The sequence below is a fragment of the Pseudomonas rustica genome (assembly GCF_018336155.1).
GTDB lineage: Bacteria > Pseudomonadota > Gammaproteobacteria > Pseudomonadales > Pseudomonadaceae > Aquipseudomonas > Aquipseudomonas rustica.
On record NZ_JAGYHF010000011.1, the window covers coordinates 194,039 to 210,140 of the forward strand.

11 protein-coding genes are annotated in these 16,102 nt (G+C 59.7%); all 11 read right to left on the reverse strand.

Going from position 1 to position 16,102, the window contains the following annotated elements; genetic code table 11:
* Positions 1 to 183: 183 nt before the first annotated feature.
* The gene (locus KFS80_RS21410; protein ID WP_159815142.1) at positions 184 to 480 is read right to left on the reverse strand and encodes a DUF2845 domain-containing protein; all 297 of its coding nucleotides are present in this window, start codon (positions 478 to 480) and stop codon (positions 184 to 186) included.
* Entirely contained in the window at positions 480 to 3,431 is a 2,952-nt protein-coding gene (locus KFS80_RS21415) for a DUF748 domain-containing protein (RefSeq protein ID WP_212545814.1), read from the reverse strand. The genes KFS80_RS21410 and KFS80_RS21415 overlap by 1 nt, the downstream gene beginning before the upstream one ends.
* A gap of 199 nt (positions 3,432 to 3,630) precedes the next feature.
* Positions 3,631 to 4,647, reverse strand: coding sequence for a class I SAM-dependent rRNA methyltransferase (locus KFS80_RS21420; RefSeq protein ID WP_212545815.1), 1,017 nt, complete (start codon positions 4,645 to 4,647; stop codon positions 3,631 to 3,633).
* Between the two features lie 139 nt (positions 4,648 to 4,786).
* On the reverse strand, positions 4,787 to 5,659 hold the full coding sequence (locus tag KFS80_RS21425) for an oxygenase MpaB family protein (protein WP_212545816.1): 873 nt from the start codon (positions 5,657 to 5,659) through the stop codon (positions 4,787 to 4,789).
* A gap of 51 nt (positions 5,660 to 5,710) precedes the next feature.
* The gene (gene acs, locus KFS80_RS21430; RefSeq protein ID WP_212545817.1) at positions 5,711 to 7,648 is read right to left on the reverse strand and encodes an acetate--CoA ligase; all 1,938 of its coding nucleotides are present in this window, start codon (positions 7,646 to 7,648) and stop codon (positions 5,711 to 5,713) included.
* 229 nt (positions 7,649 to 7,877) lie between these two features.
* Positions 7,878 to 9,542, reverse strand: coding sequence for a glucose-6-phosphate isomerase (gene pgi / locus KFS80_RS21435; protein ID WP_212545818.1), 1,665 nt, complete (start codon positions 9,540 to 9,542; stop codon positions 7,878 to 7,880).
* Positions 9,543 to 9,979: 437 nt separating this feature from the next.
* Positions 9,980 to 10,840 (reverse strand): pantoate--beta-alanine ligase, encoded by an 861-nt coding sequence (gene panC / locus KFS80_RS21440; RefSeq protein WP_212545819.1) that lies wholly within the window; start codon positions 10,838 to 10,840, stop codon positions 9,980 to 9,982.
* Entirely contained in the window at positions 10,837 to 11,637 is an 801-nt protein-coding gene (gene panB, locus KFS80_RS21445) for a 3-methyl-2-oxobutanoate hydroxymethyltransferase (protein WP_159815137.1), read from the reverse strand. Before panB ends, panC begins: the two co-directional genes overlap by 4 nt.
* A gap of 398 nt (positions 11,638 to 12,035) precedes the next feature.
* Positions 12,036 to 12,521: a 2-amino-4-hydroxy-6-hydroxymethyldihydropteridine diphosphokinase gene (gene folK / locus KFS80_RS21450; RefSeq protein WP_212545820.1), complete on the reverse strand. Its 486-nt coding sequence runs from the start codon at positions 12,519 to 12,521 to the stop codon at positions 12,036 to 12,038.
* A 4-nt stretch (positions 12,522 to 12,525) separates the two neighbouring features.
* Positions 12,526 to 13,929: a polynucleotide adenylyltransferase PcnB gene (locus KFS80_RS21455; RefSeq protein WP_053123896.1), complete on the reverse strand. Its 1,404-nt coding sequence runs from the start codon at positions 13,927 to 13,929 to the stop codon at positions 12,526 to 12,528.
* A gap of 734 nt (positions 13,930 to 14,663) precedes the next feature.
* Positions 14,664 to 16,100, reverse strand: a complete 1,437-nt coding sequence (locus KFS80_RS21460; RefSeq protein ID WP_212545821.1) for a sigma-54-dependent transcriptional regulator — start codon at positions 16,098 to 16,100, stop codon at positions 14,664 to 14,666.
* Positions 16,101 to 16,102 lie beyond the last annotated feature (2 nt).

Below are 16,102 nucleotides of genomic sequence, written 5' to 3' on the forward strand. Positions count from 1 at the left end.
CGTCTGCCGCACCTTTAGAGTTCATGCGAACGGCCACACGGATGTGGTCATTACGGGCCCCGACACTTGTGTCGGGGCCCGTTCTATTTCAGGCGCAAAAAAAGATCGCAGCCTTCGGCAGCTCCTACTTTGGAATGCATTTCCCTGTAGGAGCTGCCGAAGGCTGCGATCTTTTGATGTGTTTTAGTTACCGCGTTTGCTGGTGATCTGCCGCAGGCGATTGCCTTCAAAGCGCAGGTATTGGTACATGCCGTTGTTCGGCCCGTACGTCCATTCCTCGACCTGAAACTCTTCACGCCGATTGGCGCTGCGCTTGTAACCCAGCGGATCGCGACCAACCGGTTCGCCGCACTTCTGCAGCACTTCGCTGGCGCGGTCGCCGAGGCTGACCAGTTGACTGCCGCAGCGCAACGTATCCGACGCCCAGACGTGGCTGGCAGCCAGCGTCAGGGCGATCGCCGCCAGCCACTTGCCCGTCATTACTCGGCGTCCAGATGCAGCGGTGTGATCACCCGACCATCGCTTTCAGCCTGACCGAGATTGGCGTCGATGAAGTACACGCGGTCATCGGCCAGTTGGCCTTTGTCGACCAGATAATCCTTGATGCTGCTGGCGCGATCCTGACCCAACTGACGCAGCAACACATCGCTGCTACTCCAGAACTTGATCACGCCTTCACGCATTTTCGCCGTGCGTTCTTCCTTGCCCAGATCCTTCCACTCAGCCGGCGGCTGGGTTTTCAGGCGGGTGCGATAAATGCCTTCGAGCAGCGGGCCTTTTTCGCCCTCCGGTACTTCGATCAAAGATGCTTGAGCCGGGACTTTATCGCCACGGCGCTGGAGCATCTTGTAGTAGTTGTACTGATATTCACGTTCCAGACGCTGTTCGGCAATCAGCGGGCCATCGCTGCTTTGCGCGGCGGTGCCTTCGATTTCCAGACGCAGGGCAGGGCGTTCTTTCAGCGCTTGCGACAGTTTCACCAGCGCGCCTTCGGCGTCTTTGCTCAATTCGCTGGAGCCCGGCGCGAACGACACGGTGCCGAGGTCTTCGGAACCGCCACCGCTGACCAAACCGCCAATCAGCTTGAACGGCGCCGCTGCGGCTTTGACGATCAGGTTGCGCAGGGTCTGCCAGACAATCGGCATCACGCTGAATTGCGGGTTGTTGAGGTCGCCGGTCACCGGCAATTCGATGGAGATTTTGCCGTCGACGTCCTTGAGCAGCGCAATCGCCAGTTTCAACGGCAGGCTCACGGCGTCCGGGCTGTCGACTTTCTCACCGAGCTGCAATTGCTCGACCACCACTTTGTTCTCGGCTTTCAGTTGGCCTTTGGTGATCAAGTAATGCAGGTCGAGATTGAGCCGGCCCTTGCGGATGCGGTAACCGGCGAACTTGCCGGAATACGGCGTCAGCGTGGTCAGCTCGACGCGTTTGAAACTGGTGGCGATGTCGAGGCTGGCCATCGGGTCGAACGGGTTGACCGCACCTTTGATGGTCACCGGTGCATAGCGGTCGACCTTGCCCTTGATGTCGACGCTGGCCGGTTTCGCCTGACGGCTGTCGATGGTGCCGATCTGACCGTTCAGTTGTTGGATCGCAGTGGCGAAATTAGGCGTCAGGCTGAAGTCGGCGAAGTTGGCCGAGCCGTCATTGATCGCAATGCCGCCGATATGAATGCCCAGCGGCTTGTCCTTGCTGGCCGGTTTCGCCGCAGCGGATTTCGCGCCACTGTCGGCCGGTTGCGGGATCAGCAGATCGTCGATGTTAGTGGTGCGATCATCGTTGATCATGAAGCGCGCGTACGGCTGGAACAGGTTGACCTTGTCGATCGACAGGCTGTCACCGTGCTGATAATTCAGGCCTTCGACCACCACTTGCTGCCACTTGAGAAAGTCGCGGGTTTTCAGGGTGTCGAGGGTGTGCAGTTGATCGATCTGCGCGCGGCCGGTCACGCTGAGGGCCAGCGGCTCGGTGCTCTTGAGGTTGACCTTGAGGTCACTGCCGAGCATGCCGCTGCGCAGTTCCAGACGAATAAACGGGTTGATGTAGGACTGTGCGACACGCAGGTCGATGTCCTGGGTTTTCACATTGAGTTGGGCGTTGACCGGCGCCAGATTGACCGCGCCGTCGGCGCTCAGCTTGCCTGATTTGCCCACGCCGCTGTCGAGTTTGACCTTGAAGGGCGAGCCGTTGAGGCTGTCGAAATCCTGCAGATCAATGTTCAGCGGCGTGATATCCAGCGCCACCGCAGGCGTGGCGGAACGGTCGGCGAGGTGAACGGTGTAGTCGCGCAGTTGCACGTCTTTGAGCAGCACTTGCCATGGTTTGCCTGGCGCCGTCGGTTCAGCTTTCGGCGAATCGGCAGCGGCCGGTGTGCTGGCCGGTTCGGCGGCGGCTTTGGCGGCGGGTTTTGACGGTTGGCTGGCGAACAGTTTTTGCCAGTCGAGCTGGCCGTCAGCTTCGAGAGCGGCCCAGGTTTCCAGTTTCTGGCTGCGGATCTTGCCGACCTCCACGTGTTGCTTGGCCAGATCGATGCTGGTGTCACTGACGTCGAGGCGCTCAAGCTTGGCCAGCGGGCGGCCATCCGGAGCGCTGATCGCGAACGGCGCGATGCTGACGTTGACGTTGTTCAGCAGCAGTTCGGTTTCTTTCGACAGGTTGAGTTTGTATTCGGTGCTGAGGCTGACCACGCCGTCGTTGAGTACCAAAGGCACCGAGTCACGCACGTAAGGCCAGAAGGCTTTCATCTTGCCGTCGGTGACTTTCAGGGTGCCTTCGGAAGTGAACGGGATCAGGCTGAAATTGCCGCTCCAGTCGATTCGTCCGCCGGCCGGGCCGATCGCGACGAGGGTCATGTCGGCGCTGTCTTCGGGCAGGGTGCTGAGGTTTTTCAGTTCGAAGCTGAGGTCGTCGTAAAGGAATTCAATCGGCTCGCTTGGGCGCACGTCCTGAAAGTGCACGACGCCGCTGGCCAGTTTGATGTTGTCGATGCGCAGCGGGAACGGTTTGGCGTCGGGATCGGCCGGGACCGGTTCGCTGGCCGGCACGTTGAACAGGCCGAGCAGATTGAGCTTGCCGTCTTTGGCGAAGAGGATTTCGGTCTTCGGCTTGTCCAGTTCGATGTTCGCCAGATGCAGGGCTTTGGTCCACAGACTGTCGATTTGCAGGTCGGCGTACAGGCGTTCGAAGCCCACCTGCTCTTTGCCCGGTTCACCAATAACCAGGCCCCACAAGGTGACCTCAAGGCTGAACGGGTTGAGTTCGATGCGCTGGATATGCGCCGGCACCGTGGCGTAATTGGCCAGTTGCTGGTTGGCCACTCGCAGGGCAATGCCCGGCAAAATCAGAAACCCCAGCAGGCTGTAGAGGGCCAGCGCAGTCAACAAGGCGCCAATCGCGCGAATCAATCCTTTGGTCATGTGCGGCTTCATCTGTCTGAATCGAAGTGCCTTGGAGTATGGCACGCGAATCTGGTTCCGAAGTACATCGCATGGGTCAGGATTGTTCAGATTTGTCTGGAAATATGCACGACTGTGTAGAAGCTGCTGAAGGCTGCGATCTTTTGATCTTGTTTTAAAAAAAGACAAAATCAAAAGATCGCAGCCTTCGGCAGCTCCTACAGGGATCTTCTTATAGCTGCAGGATCAGGGTTTTCAGTGGCGGTTGCTGATCCATGGACGGGAAGTCTGCACCCGGGGTCATCACGCTCCACTCACGCACCGGGCGGCCGGCCTTTTCGGCGCAGCGCAGGACTTGTTCGCGCCAGTCGTCCATGCTGACTTTCGCCAGATTGTTGCAGCAAATGAGTACGCCGTTATCGGCGGTGGTCAGCAGCGCGGGGTTCAGCAGGCTTTGATAATCGCGCAGCAGGTCAACGGTGCCGAACGCGCTCTTGGCCCAGGCCGGCGGATCGAGCAGTACCAGATCGTACTGACGCTGTTCGAGGCGCTGGTAGCTTGGCAGTTTCTGCCCGCGACGCTGGCTGATCGGCAGGCCGGCGAGTTGGCGGATCGCCGGGAAGTAGTCGGACTGAATGAATTCCATCTCCGGCAACTGCGGATTGAGCAGACCGTTTTCGCGACCGACCGCGAGATTACCTTCGGCGAAATCCAGATTGCACACTTCACGAGCGCCACCGGCTGCGGCACTGAGGCCGACGCCGCAGGTGTAGGCGAACAGGTTGAGCACGGATTTGCCTTTGGCGTGCTCCTTGACCCAGCCGCGCGTGTTGCGCAGGTCGAGGAACAACAGCGGATCCTGCCCGGCGTGCCGCCCGCGCACGCGGTAATTGAGGCCCCATTCGTGACCGACCAGATCAACCAGTGCGGCGTCTTCGGCTTTGTAGACGCTGTCTTCACGGTCGATGCGCGAGTTGCCACGGGAGCGGTCGTTGTAGACCAGCAAGGTTTCCAGGCCCAGGGTTTGATTGACCATCGCGTGCAGTTGCAGCAGGTCGTCACGCTCAAGCGTCTGGTGAAAACTCTGCACCAGCAGTTGCGGGCCGTAGCGGTCGATGGTCAGACCGCCGGCGCCTTCCTGGCTGCCGTGGAACAGCCGATAGCAATCGGTGCCCTGGCTGTGCAGCACAGCGAGCAAGTCCTGGCGTTGATCGAGGGCGGCGCGCAGCGCCTGATTCAAGGAAGACATGCATGCGCCTTGCTGGAGAGAATTGGGGCGCGGGAGTTTAACAGCTTGGCGGGGAACCGAGTTAAGCCCTTCGCGAGCAAGCCCGCTCCCACATGGGAACGCATTCCAAATGTGGGAGCGGGCTTGCTCGCGAAGCTTTTCAGGTCGGCAGGCCCATACGACGTTTGGCTCTCTGCACCGAGCCATTGCGCATCGCCCAGCGCAGCATCGGTGCGCTGCGCTTGACGCTGGCGCGAATCAACTGGCGTTGCAGCGAACTCTGCCGCACCTCGAGCATGTCGCTGGCCCAGTTCGGCAGTAGATCAATGCCAGCCTTCATCATCAGATCGCCAAACGGTCGCGCCAGAACACTCGGCGCCGGTGCGGCCAGCAGCAAACGTAAAACCTCGCGGCTGCGCTCATCGCACAGCAAATGCGGGCGCAGGCGTTGCAGATAATCGGCCACGGCCTGCCGCGACTTGGGCACATCGCGTGCGCCTAGGCGTTCGGCGACCACGGCGATCTCGGCGTAATAACGATCCTGATCAGCCAGCGACAACTGTGGATTGCGATAGCGCAAATGCGCCGCCAGAAAGTTACTGACTTCGGCCACATGCACCCACGTCAGCAAATCCGGATCACTGGCCGCATATGGTCGGCCGTCCGGTGCGGTGCCCACCACTTGCAGGTGAATGGTGCGGACTTTCTCGATCAACCAGTCGGCATCCCGCCGGGAGCCAAACGTGGTGCCGGAGACAAACTGGCTGGTACGCCGCAAGCGCCCAAGCATGTCCTGACGAAAATTCGAATGATCCCAAACCCCGGCCAGCGCCAGTGGATGCAGGGCTCGCAGCAACAACGCGCTGATGCCGCCGATCAACATGCTGCTGAAATCGCCGTGCACCTGCCAACTGACCGATTCGGGGCCGAACAGGCCGGGATCGCCCTTGGGGTTTTCCAGATCGAGCTGGCCGAGGGATAACCCGGTCAGGCTCATGAGTTGGTTTTCGATGCGACTGCGGATGAATTCCATGACCACTCAGTGAAGAAGGGCGGGCGCGGCCGGTTGACCGCGCCCGACGTGTTACTGATTGAGGCGCTTGTCGATCAGGCCTTGCACCACGCTCGGGTCGGCCAGGGTCGAAGTGTCGCCGAGGCTGTCGAGTTCGTTGCAGGCGATCTTGCGCAGGATGCGGCGCATGATCTTGCCTGAGCGGGTTTTCGGCAAGGCCGGCGCCCACTGGATCAGATCCGGTTTGGCGAAGCTGCCGATTTCCTTGCTGACGTGGGCGAGCAATTCTTTCTTCAGTTCGTCGTTGGGCTCGGTGCCGTTCATGGGCGTGACGAAGGCATAGATGCCCTGACCTTTGACGTCGTGCGGATAACCGACCACGGCGGCCTCGGCGATACTGTCGTGCAGCACCAAAGCGCTTTCCACTTCAGCGGTGCCAATGCGGTGGCCGGACACATTGATCACGTCATCGATGCGCCCGGTGATCCAATAATCGCCGTCCTCATCGCGCCGCGCGCCGTCGCCGGTGAAGTAATAGCCGGGGTAAGGTTTGAAATAGGTGTCGACCATCCGTTGTGGGTCGCCATAGACGCTGCGAATCTGCGCCGGCCAACTCGATTTGATCGCCAGCACGCCGCTGCCGGCGCCTTGGATTTCCTTGCCTTGCTCGTCGAGCAACACCGGTTGCACGCCGAACATCGGCTGTGTGGCGCAGCCCGGTTTGATCCGCTGCGCACTGACCAGCGGGCTGAGCATGATGCCGCCGGTCTCGGTCTGCCACCAGGTATCGACAATCGGGCAGCGCTGTTCGCCGACCACGTTGAAATACCATTCCCACGCTTCCGGGTTAATTGGCTCACCGACGCTGCCGAGTAATCTGAGGCTGGCGCGCGACGTTTCCTGCAACGGTTCGGCGCCTTCGCGCATCAATGCGCGCAGGGCGGTGGGCGCGGTGTAGAAAATGTTGACCTTGTGTTTATCGATGACCTGCCAGAAACGTGAACTGCTCGGATAGCTCGGCACGCCTTCGAACATCAGCGTGGTCGCGCCATTGGCCAATGGGCCGTAGACGATGTAACTGTGGCCGGTGACCCAGCCGACGTCGGCGGTGCACCAGAACACTTCGCCGTCACGGTAATCGAGCACGTATTTGAAGGTCATCGCCGCTTGCAGCAAGTAGCCACCGGTGGTGTGCAGCACGCCTTTGGGTTTGCCGGTGCTGCCGGAGGTGTAGAGGATGAACAGCGGATCTTCGGCGTCCATCGGTTCCGGCGGGCAATCGTCGCTTACGTCGCGCACGGCCTGGTGATACCAGAGGTCGCGACCTTCGACCCAGTCGACCTTGCCTTGAGAGCGCTCAACCACCACGACGGTGCTGACGCCCGGGCAACTTTGCAGGGCTTTGTCGACGTTGTGTTTAAGCGGCACAAACTTGCCACCGCGCACACCTTCGTCGGCGGTGATCACGGTGCGGCAGTCGGCATCGAGAATGCGGTCACGCAGGGAATCGGGAGAGAAACCGCCAAACACCACGGAATGAACCGCGCCAATCCTCGTGCAGGCGAGCATCGCGTAAGCAGCTTCGGGGATCATCGGCATGTAAATGCACACCCTGTCGCCTTTCTTCACGCCACGGCTTTTCAGCACGTTGGCCAGGCGGCAGACATGGTGGTGAAGTTTTTTGTAAGTGATTTGTGCCGATTCGGCGGGATCGTCGCCTTCCCAGAGCAGGGCGGTCTGCTCGCCGCGTTGTTCGAGATGGCGGTCGATGCAGTTGTAGCTGACGTTCAGTTGGCCCCCGGCAAACCAGGCGGCTTCACCGGTTTTCAAGTCACAGCGCTGAACGGTTTGCCACGGCGTGCTCCAGTCGAGGAAGCGCGTGGCTTGCTCGGCCCAGAAGGTGTCGGGGTGTTCAATGGATTCGCGGTACAGGCGCCGATAGTCATCCTGACTCAATTGCGCAGCCCGGCGGACGGCATCGGCTTTGGGGAACGTGCTGATATCGAACATGACGGTTCCTTATTCTTGTTGTGCGACAAGAGGGGAGCTGTACGACCCTCGTAGGAGCTGCCGAAGGCTGCGATCTTTCATCTTGTTTTTTAAGGTCAAGATCAAAAGATCGCAGCCTTCGGCAGCTCCTACAGGGATCGTGTACGCCACCGATTCTGCGATTAGCCCGGTGCCGTGGAACTGTCGATGTTGCAAGCTGTAGGGGCAGGCAAACCGCCCCTTCAGCCTATCACCCGCGGTGACGACCGCGGAAGTAGTTGATCAGGCCCTGAGTGGACGGGTCGTCAGCGGTGCTTTCATCGCTGCCCACCAGACGGTTGTAAACGCCTTTGCCCAGTTCCTTGCCCAACTCCACGCCCCACTGATCGAAGGCATTGATGCCCCAGACCACGCTCTGCACAAACACTTTGTGTTCATACATCGCCACCAGTGCGCCGAGACGACGCGGGCTGATGCGTTCAACGACGAGGGTGTTGCTCGGACGGTTGCCCGGGATCACCTTGTGCGGTGCGAGTTTGTGCACTTGCTCTTCGCTCATGCCTTTTTCGCGCAACTCGGCTTCTGCTTCCGGCAAAGTCTTGCCGAGCATCAGCGCCTGGCTCTGCGACAGGCAGTTGGCGTACAGCCACTGATGGTGGTCAGCAACCGGATTGAAGCTGACGATCGGCACGATGAAATCAGCCGGGATCAGTTGCGAACCTTGGTGCAGCAACTGGTGGTAAGCGTGCTGACCGTTGCAGCCGACGCCGCCCCAGATCACCGGGCCAGTATCGGTCGACACCGGGGTGCCGTCCTGACGCACGCTCTTGCCATTGGATTCCATGTCCAGTTGTTGCAAGTGCTTGGTGATATTGCGCAGGTAGTGGTCGTACGGCAGGATCGCGTGGCTTTGCGCGCCCCAGAAGTTGCCGTACCACACACCCAGCAAGCCCAACAGCACCGGCATGTTCTGCTCGAATGGCGCAGTCTGGAAATGCTGATCCATGGTGTAGGCACCGGACAGCAATTCCTTGAAGTTGGACATGCCGATGGCCAGCGCAATCGGCAAACCGATCGCCGACCACAGCGAGTAACGACCGCCAACCCAGTCCCACATCGGGAAGATGTTTTCTTCACGAATACCGAACGCCACAGCCGCGGCGTTGTTGCTCGAGACGGCGATGAAGTGGCGATACAGCTCAGCTTCCGAACCGCCCTGCGCCAGATACCAGGCACGTGCGGCCTGAGCGTTTTTCAGGGTTTCGAGGGTGTTGAAGGATTTCGACGAAACGATGAACAGCGTGGTCTCGGCGCGCAGTTTCTGCGTCAGCTCGTGGAATTCGCTGCCGTCGATGTTTGCCAGATAGTGGCAACGTACGCCTTTTTGCGCGTACGACAGCAGTGCTTCGGAAACCAGCTCAGGGCCGAGGAACGAGCCACCGATGCCGATGTTGACCACGTCAGTGATCGGCTTCTCGGTGTAACCGCGCCACAGACCGTCGTGGATGCGGCCCACGAGGTCGGTGATCTGGTTCAGTACTTTGTGGACTTCCGGCATCACGTTGACGCCGTTGACCGACAGCTTGTCGCCCACCGGGCGGCGCAGGGCGGTGTGCAGCGCCGGGCGGCCTTCGGAGGTGTTGACGATTTCGCCTTCGAACAGCGCTTTGATCGCGCCCTTCAGATCGACTTCATTGGCCAGACCCACGAGCAGATTACGGGTCTCGGCGTTGATCAAATTCTTCGAATAATCGAGAAACAGGCCGCAGCTGCTGAGGGTGAACTGATTGAAGCGCTGCGGATCGGCGTTGAAGGCCTCGCGCATGCTGAAATCCTGCATGGCTTGGCGGTGATCTTTCAACGCTTGCCAGGCGGGCAGAGCGGTAACGTCTTGAGGAGTGAGGTAATACGCCATCGCTGCGGTTTTCCTTTTTACTTGAACGGCTTCTGAACACGGATCAGACCGGCGCGCCATGTTTGGGGGCGCGGTCAACTGCGTCTACACGATTTATCGACGCAGGGCGAATACAGTAAACCTCGCGCTGCGATCTGTCTTGACTTCTTCTGACCTGATCCCTGTACTTTTTTAACATTTAATACAGGGAGTGGCCGACAAACGGAGGGGGAGGGCGAGGTCGGGCAAGCTGAACCTCCCGGGTTGGAATCGAACGGCGGGCAGTGTGCCCGAAGGCTCTGGGGGCGGCAATACAGCTGCTATGCAATCGTTCATGCGCCGAAAACCACTGTGGGAGCGGGCTTGCTCGCGAAGGCGTCGTATCAGTCGACATGTTGGTCAACTGATAGATTGCATTCGCGAGCAAGCCCGCTCCCACAGGGGGGACTGCGGTGTTTTTAAGAGGGGGTGTCGAGATTCAGGTGCAGGTTGTCGATCAATCGCGTAGTACCGAGGAATGCGGCCAGCAGAATCACCAGATCACGGTCTTCAGCCGTCGCCGGACGCAACGTCAGCGCATGGCGGATTTCCAGGTAATCCGGACGCAGGCCCGCCGCTTCCAGCTGTTGCAGCTGGGCACTGATCAGCGTCGGGAAATCACGCTCGCCTTGCTTGATCGACTCGGCAATAGTGCTCAGCGTGCGATACACCACAGGGGCTACCGCGCGTTGTTCTTCATTAAGGAAGCCGTTGCGCGACGACAGCGCCAGACCGTCCGCAGCGCGTACGGTCGGTTCGCCGATGATCTGGATCGGCATGTTCAGGTCATGCACCAGCGCGCGGATCACCGCCAGTTGCTGGAAGTCCTTCTGACCGAAAATCGCCAGATCCGGCTGCACCATGTTGAACAGCTTGCTGACCACGGTCGCGACGCCCTCGAAGTGTCCCGGACGACTGGCGCCGCACAGGCCTTCGGACAGTTGCGGCACGCTGACCCGGGTCTGCCCGGCCATGCCGTCGGGGTACATTTCCTCAACGGTCGGCGCGAACAGCAGGGAGCAACCGGCTTCAAGCAGTTTTTCCTGATCCGCTGCCAGGGTGCGCGGGTACTTGTCGAGGTCTTCGCCGGCGCCGAATTGCAGCGGGTTGACGAAAATGCTCGCCACCACGAAGTCCACGCGTTGCGTGGCTTTGGTCACCAGGGCGACGTGGCCGCTGTGCAGGTTGCCCATGGTCGGCACGAAGCCGATGCGCTTGCCTTCACTGCGCGCGCGGGCCACGGCGGCGCGCAGTTCGCGTACGGTTTTTACGGTGTTCATGCAGAGAATCCGTGTTCGATGCCAGGGAACGTGGCAGCTTTGACTTCGCTAACGTAAGCCTTCAATGCGGACTGGATGTTGTCCTGGTCGTGCATGAAGTTTTTGACGAATTTCGGTACACGGCCGGTGATCGACAGACCGAGCATGTCGTGCAGCACCAGCACCTGGCCGTCAGTATCCGCGCCGGCGCCAATGCCGATAACCGGAATTTTCACCGCCTGGGTGATTTCCGCAGCCAGTTCGCTTGGCACGCATTCGAGCAGCAGCATGGACGCGCCAGCCTGCTCCAGCGAGATCGCATCGGCACGCATCTGCCGCGCCTGGTTTTCGTTGCGGCCCTGCACTTTATAGCCACCAAGGATGTTCACCGCTTGCGGGGTCAGGCCCATGTGCGCGCACACCGGCACACCGCGTTCGGCGAGCAGACGAATCGACTCCGCCAGCCACAGCTGACCTTCGACCTTGACCATGTGCGCACCGGCCTGCATCAGCATGGCGCTGTTCATCATGGTTTGTTCGAGGGTGGCGTTGGCCATGAACGGCAAGTCAGCCAGGATCAGGGCGTCGGTGTTACCGCGTTTGACGCACGCGGTGTGGTAGGCCATTTCTGCAGTGGTCACCGGCAAGGTGCTGTCGTGACCTTGCAGCACCATGCCGAGGGAGTCGCCCACCAGCAGCACTTCGACACCGGCTTCGTTGCAGGCGTGGGCGAAGGTCGCGTCATAGCAGGTCAGCATGGTGATTTTTTCACCTTTCTGCTTGAGGCTCTGGAGCGTGGTCAGGGTGATGGCTGGCATGTAAAAAATCCTCGTTCAGGCGCTCTGGAAACTACTGCGAGTAACGCGCGTGATTCTTCATTTACTCAGGCGCACGCTCTTTTGTCGTGCTTATAAGGCCTGGATTGCGCCCGTATGTGCCGGGTTGGCGGCAGCGGGACGCCTATAGTCGTGAGGAGAACCGAGGAAGTCAATTGCGTGTGTTACCGCATTGTTACGAGGCGAGTGTTACCGACGTTACTGATGCGATTCAGCGGCGCGGCGGGCCTGATTCGAGGAATTTTTGTCCGACAAAACCGATGTGGGGATCAACCCCCATCTGTAGGAGCTGCGGAACGCTGCGATCTTTTGATGTTGCTTTTGAAAATCAAAAGATCGCAGCCTCGTTTCACTCGACAGCTCCTACAGGAGGAGTTGTGTCAGGGGTGGGGCAGGCGTTCGAGGCCGATGAACGGGCAGGCGGCGAGCAGGTCGGCCAAGGTGCGGCCATCGGGCAGATGGAGATCCGCCGGCGCCAGTTCGGCGAGCGGATACAGCACGAACGCGCGTTCCTGAATCTGGTAATGCGGGACTTTCAGCCGTGGTTCGTCGATCAAGCGATCACCGAACAGCAGAATATCCAGATCAAGCGTACGCGGGCCCCAGCGTTCCAGACGTTCGCGGCCCTGATCATTCTCGATCGCTTGCAAGGCATCGAGCAACTGAATCGGGGAGAGCGAGCTGTCGAGCGCCGCGACCGCATTGGTGTAACGCGGTTGGCCCGGCAGCAACGAATCACTTTGATAGAAGGCCGAAACGCCCACCAGCGTGGTTTGCGGCAATTGCCCCAGCGCCTCGACGGCGCTGCGCAATTGTTCGGCGGGGTCAGCGAGGTTGCTGCCCATGCCGATGTAGATGCGTTCCATGCTTTTACTCGCCGGTCGAAGCGCTCGGGGCGCCGGCGCGTTTGCGCTTGGAACCGCCGCTGCGGCGACGTTTGCGCGGTGCGCCGCTGGCGTCATCACCTTTGCCGCTGAGGTCGCGAATCATGTCGCGACGCTCGCTTTCGTTAGCGTCCTGATAATCCGTCCACCATTCGCCGAGGCCGTCAGTCTCTTCGCCGGCGCTTTCACGCAACAGCAGGAAGTCGTAACCGGCGCGGAAACGCGGATTGTCCAGCAACAGGTCGGCGCGTTTGCCGCTGCGGCGTGGCAAGCGTTCCTGCATGTCCCAGATCTCGCGGATCGGCATGGTGAAACGTTTCGGAATCGCGATGCGCTGGCACTGTTCGGCGATCAGCTCGTGGGCGCCTTCCTGCATCGCAGGGATTGGCGGCATGCCACGTTCTTGCAAGCGCAACACGCGGGCCGGCAGGGCTGGCCACAGCAGCGCGGCAAACAGGAACGCCGGGGTCACCGGTTTGTTCTGCTTGATGCGCAGGTCGGTGTTGGTCAGAGCTTCGCTGATCAGCGTGTGGGTGTATTCCGGGTTGTGTTCCAGCGCATCGGCACTGGCCGGGAACAGCGGGGCGAACAGTTGCAGATCGACCAGCATTTCGAAGGTAATTGCGCCGTGTCCCGAGAGGAACAGCTTGAGCACTTCTTCGAACAGACGCGCCGACGGGATCTCGCGCAGCATCGGCGCCAGCTCGCGGATCGGCTGCACGGTGTGCTTCTCGATGCCGAAGTTGAGCTTGGCGGCGAAACGCACGGCTCGCAGCATGCGCACCGGGTCTTCCTGATAACGCTGCTTCGGATCGCCGATCAAGCGGATCAGGTGATTGCGGATGTCGTGTACGCCGTTGGCGTAGTCGAGGATGCGCTCGCTGACCGGATCGTAATACAGGGCGTTGATGGTGAAGTCGCGGCGTTGCGCGTCTTCTTCCAGGGTGCCGTAAACGTTGTCGCGCAGAATCCGCCCGCTTTCGTTACGCGAAGACTGATTGCTGTCTTCGTCGTCTTCATTGACCGGGTGATTGGCACGGAAGGTCGCGACTTCGATGATTTCGCGACCGAAATGGATATGCACCAGTTTGAAGCGACGGCCAATGATCCGCGCGTTGCGGAATTCGGCGCGGACTTGCTCGGGCGTGGCGCTGGTGGCGACGTCGAAATCCTTGGGCGTGATGCCCAGCAGCATGTCACGCACGCAACCACCGACCAGATAAGCCTGGTAACCGGCACCTTGCAGGCGTTCGACAATATTCACCGCATAGCGGCTGAACTGCGTTTTCTGCAGCGAATGTTGACCGCTGTTGAGCACTTCAGGGGTGCTACGGATGTGTTGCGTACGACGCACGGGAGTTCGGAATGACTGGAACAACTTCTTCAGCATGGGATGCACTGTTTGAAGGAATGTTCGGCCATACCAAAGAATGACCGCATGATGGGCGCAGATTCTAGCATTTAGTCGGGGGATGGTGTAGGAGACAGCAGCTTCGAGCTGAAAGCCGCAAGCTACAAGGGTGAACGGGGGTAAAACAGGGAGTTTTTTACAGAAGGGAGAAACTACAAGGGGAGCCGAGGCTCCCCAAGAAGTAGTTGCGTGCTCTTTTTATTATTGATTCGGGCTTCTTGTTTTTGTTGAGTGCCCTCGCCACGAAGCTTTTCCTTCGTGACCCTCCCAATCGGGAGCCAAGAGCAAACGGATTGCTTTGGTCGCTGAATTGCAGTGATCTTACGATCCAACCAGTACAGGCTCTGTCTTAGGACAGTTTTTGTTGTTCTCGGCCTGGTCGTGGGGCAAGCCCCAAATACAACGCCTCTCCAAAAGAATCAGTTAGCTGCGCCTCTCGCCGTCTTGTTTTTATTGTGCGTGAGTCGATTCGTCTTATTTTTATTGTCTTGTGCATTGCTTGTTATTGTTCTTGTACCAAACATATAGCAGGGGTCGTGCCAACTTTTGCGAAACCCCGTAAAACAAAGGGTTAGATCGATATAACCGTTTTCTCGGGGCGAAAAAAAGCCGGGGTTTCGTTACCGATAACCCCGGCTTCTGTTACGTGAAAAGACTGAGGTAACAGTTTTTTCACCTCTTCAAGCGTTACCCGCACACTCGACAGGTAACGTTCAGCTCTCGCTGGCGACCCCGGTCTTGCGCCGTGGAATGCCCAGACGCTGACGGCGTTCCCACAGACATTTACGGCTGACGCCCAGTTTGCGCGCCAGTTCGGTCTCGGTCATGTGATCCTGATGCTCAAGGACGAAGTGCTGGAAGTAATCCTCCAGCGACAGGTCTTCGGTCGGCTCATGGCTGCTGTTGCTGGCGTTACCACCGGTTTGCGGTGGCAGGCCGATGAACTCGTCGTCGTCCAGATCGCTCAGTTCAATGTCGATGCCCAACAGTTCCGCAGAGATTTCCGGGCTTTCGCTGAGAATCACCGCGCGCTCGACTGCGTTTTCCAGCTCGCGCACGTTACCCGGCCAGGAATAGTGACGAATGGCCTGTTCGGCATCGGCAGCAAATTTCAGGTCGGTACGGTTGATGCGCGCGCTCTGGCGAGCGAGGAAGGCTGTGGCGATTTCGTTGACGTCGGCACCGCGTTCGCGCAGCGCTGGCAATTTCAGGGCAATCACGTGCAGACGGTAATAAAGGTCTTCACGGAACTGGCCGATTTTCGCCAGGCTCTTCAGATCCCGGTGCGTTGCTGCGATCAGGCGTACATCGACCTTCTGCGACTGCACCGAACCAACACGGCGAATTTCGCCTTCCTGCAACACGCGCAACAGGCGGGCCTGAGCTTCCAGTGGCAGTTCACCGATCTCGTCGAGGAACAACGTGCCGCCGTCCGCCGCTTCGACCAGACCGGCACGCCCGGCGCTAGCGCCAGTGAACGCACCTTTTTCGTGGCCGAACAGTTCGGACTCGATCAGGCTTTCCGGAATGGCCGCGCAGTTCACCGAGATCATCGGTGCCTTGGCGCGTTTCGACAGATTGTGCAGGGCGCGGGCCACCAGTTCTTTACCGGTGCCGGACTCGCCCTGAATCAACACATTGGAATCGGTCGGCGCGACCTTGCGGATCTTGCTGTACAGATCCTGCATCGGCGGGCACGAGCCGATGATACCGATCTCGCCATTGCTGTTGTCGGTGGCGGGTTTGCCGCTGCCATTGGCCGGTTTGCTGGCAAGCGCTTCGCCGGCAGCCGGGGCCGATTGGCGATCACGCAGAATCCGCGCGACGGCCTGGAGCATTTCATCGTGGTCGAAAGGCTTGGCGATGTAATCCACCGCGCCCATCTTCATCGAGTCGACCGCCGAGCGCAGGCTGGCGTAACTGGTCATGATCAGCACCGGCGTGCCCTGGCCGAGCTTGATCAGCTCGGTGCCCGGCGCGCCCGGCAAACGCAGATCGCTGACGATCAGGTCGAACGTAGGAATGGTGAAGCGTTCTTGTGCTTCCTGCACTGAACCGGCTTCGCTGACCTGATACTGGTTACGTTCCAGCAGGCGGCGCAAGGCGGAGCGGATAATTGTTTCGTCTTCGACGATCAAAATGTGCGGCATTG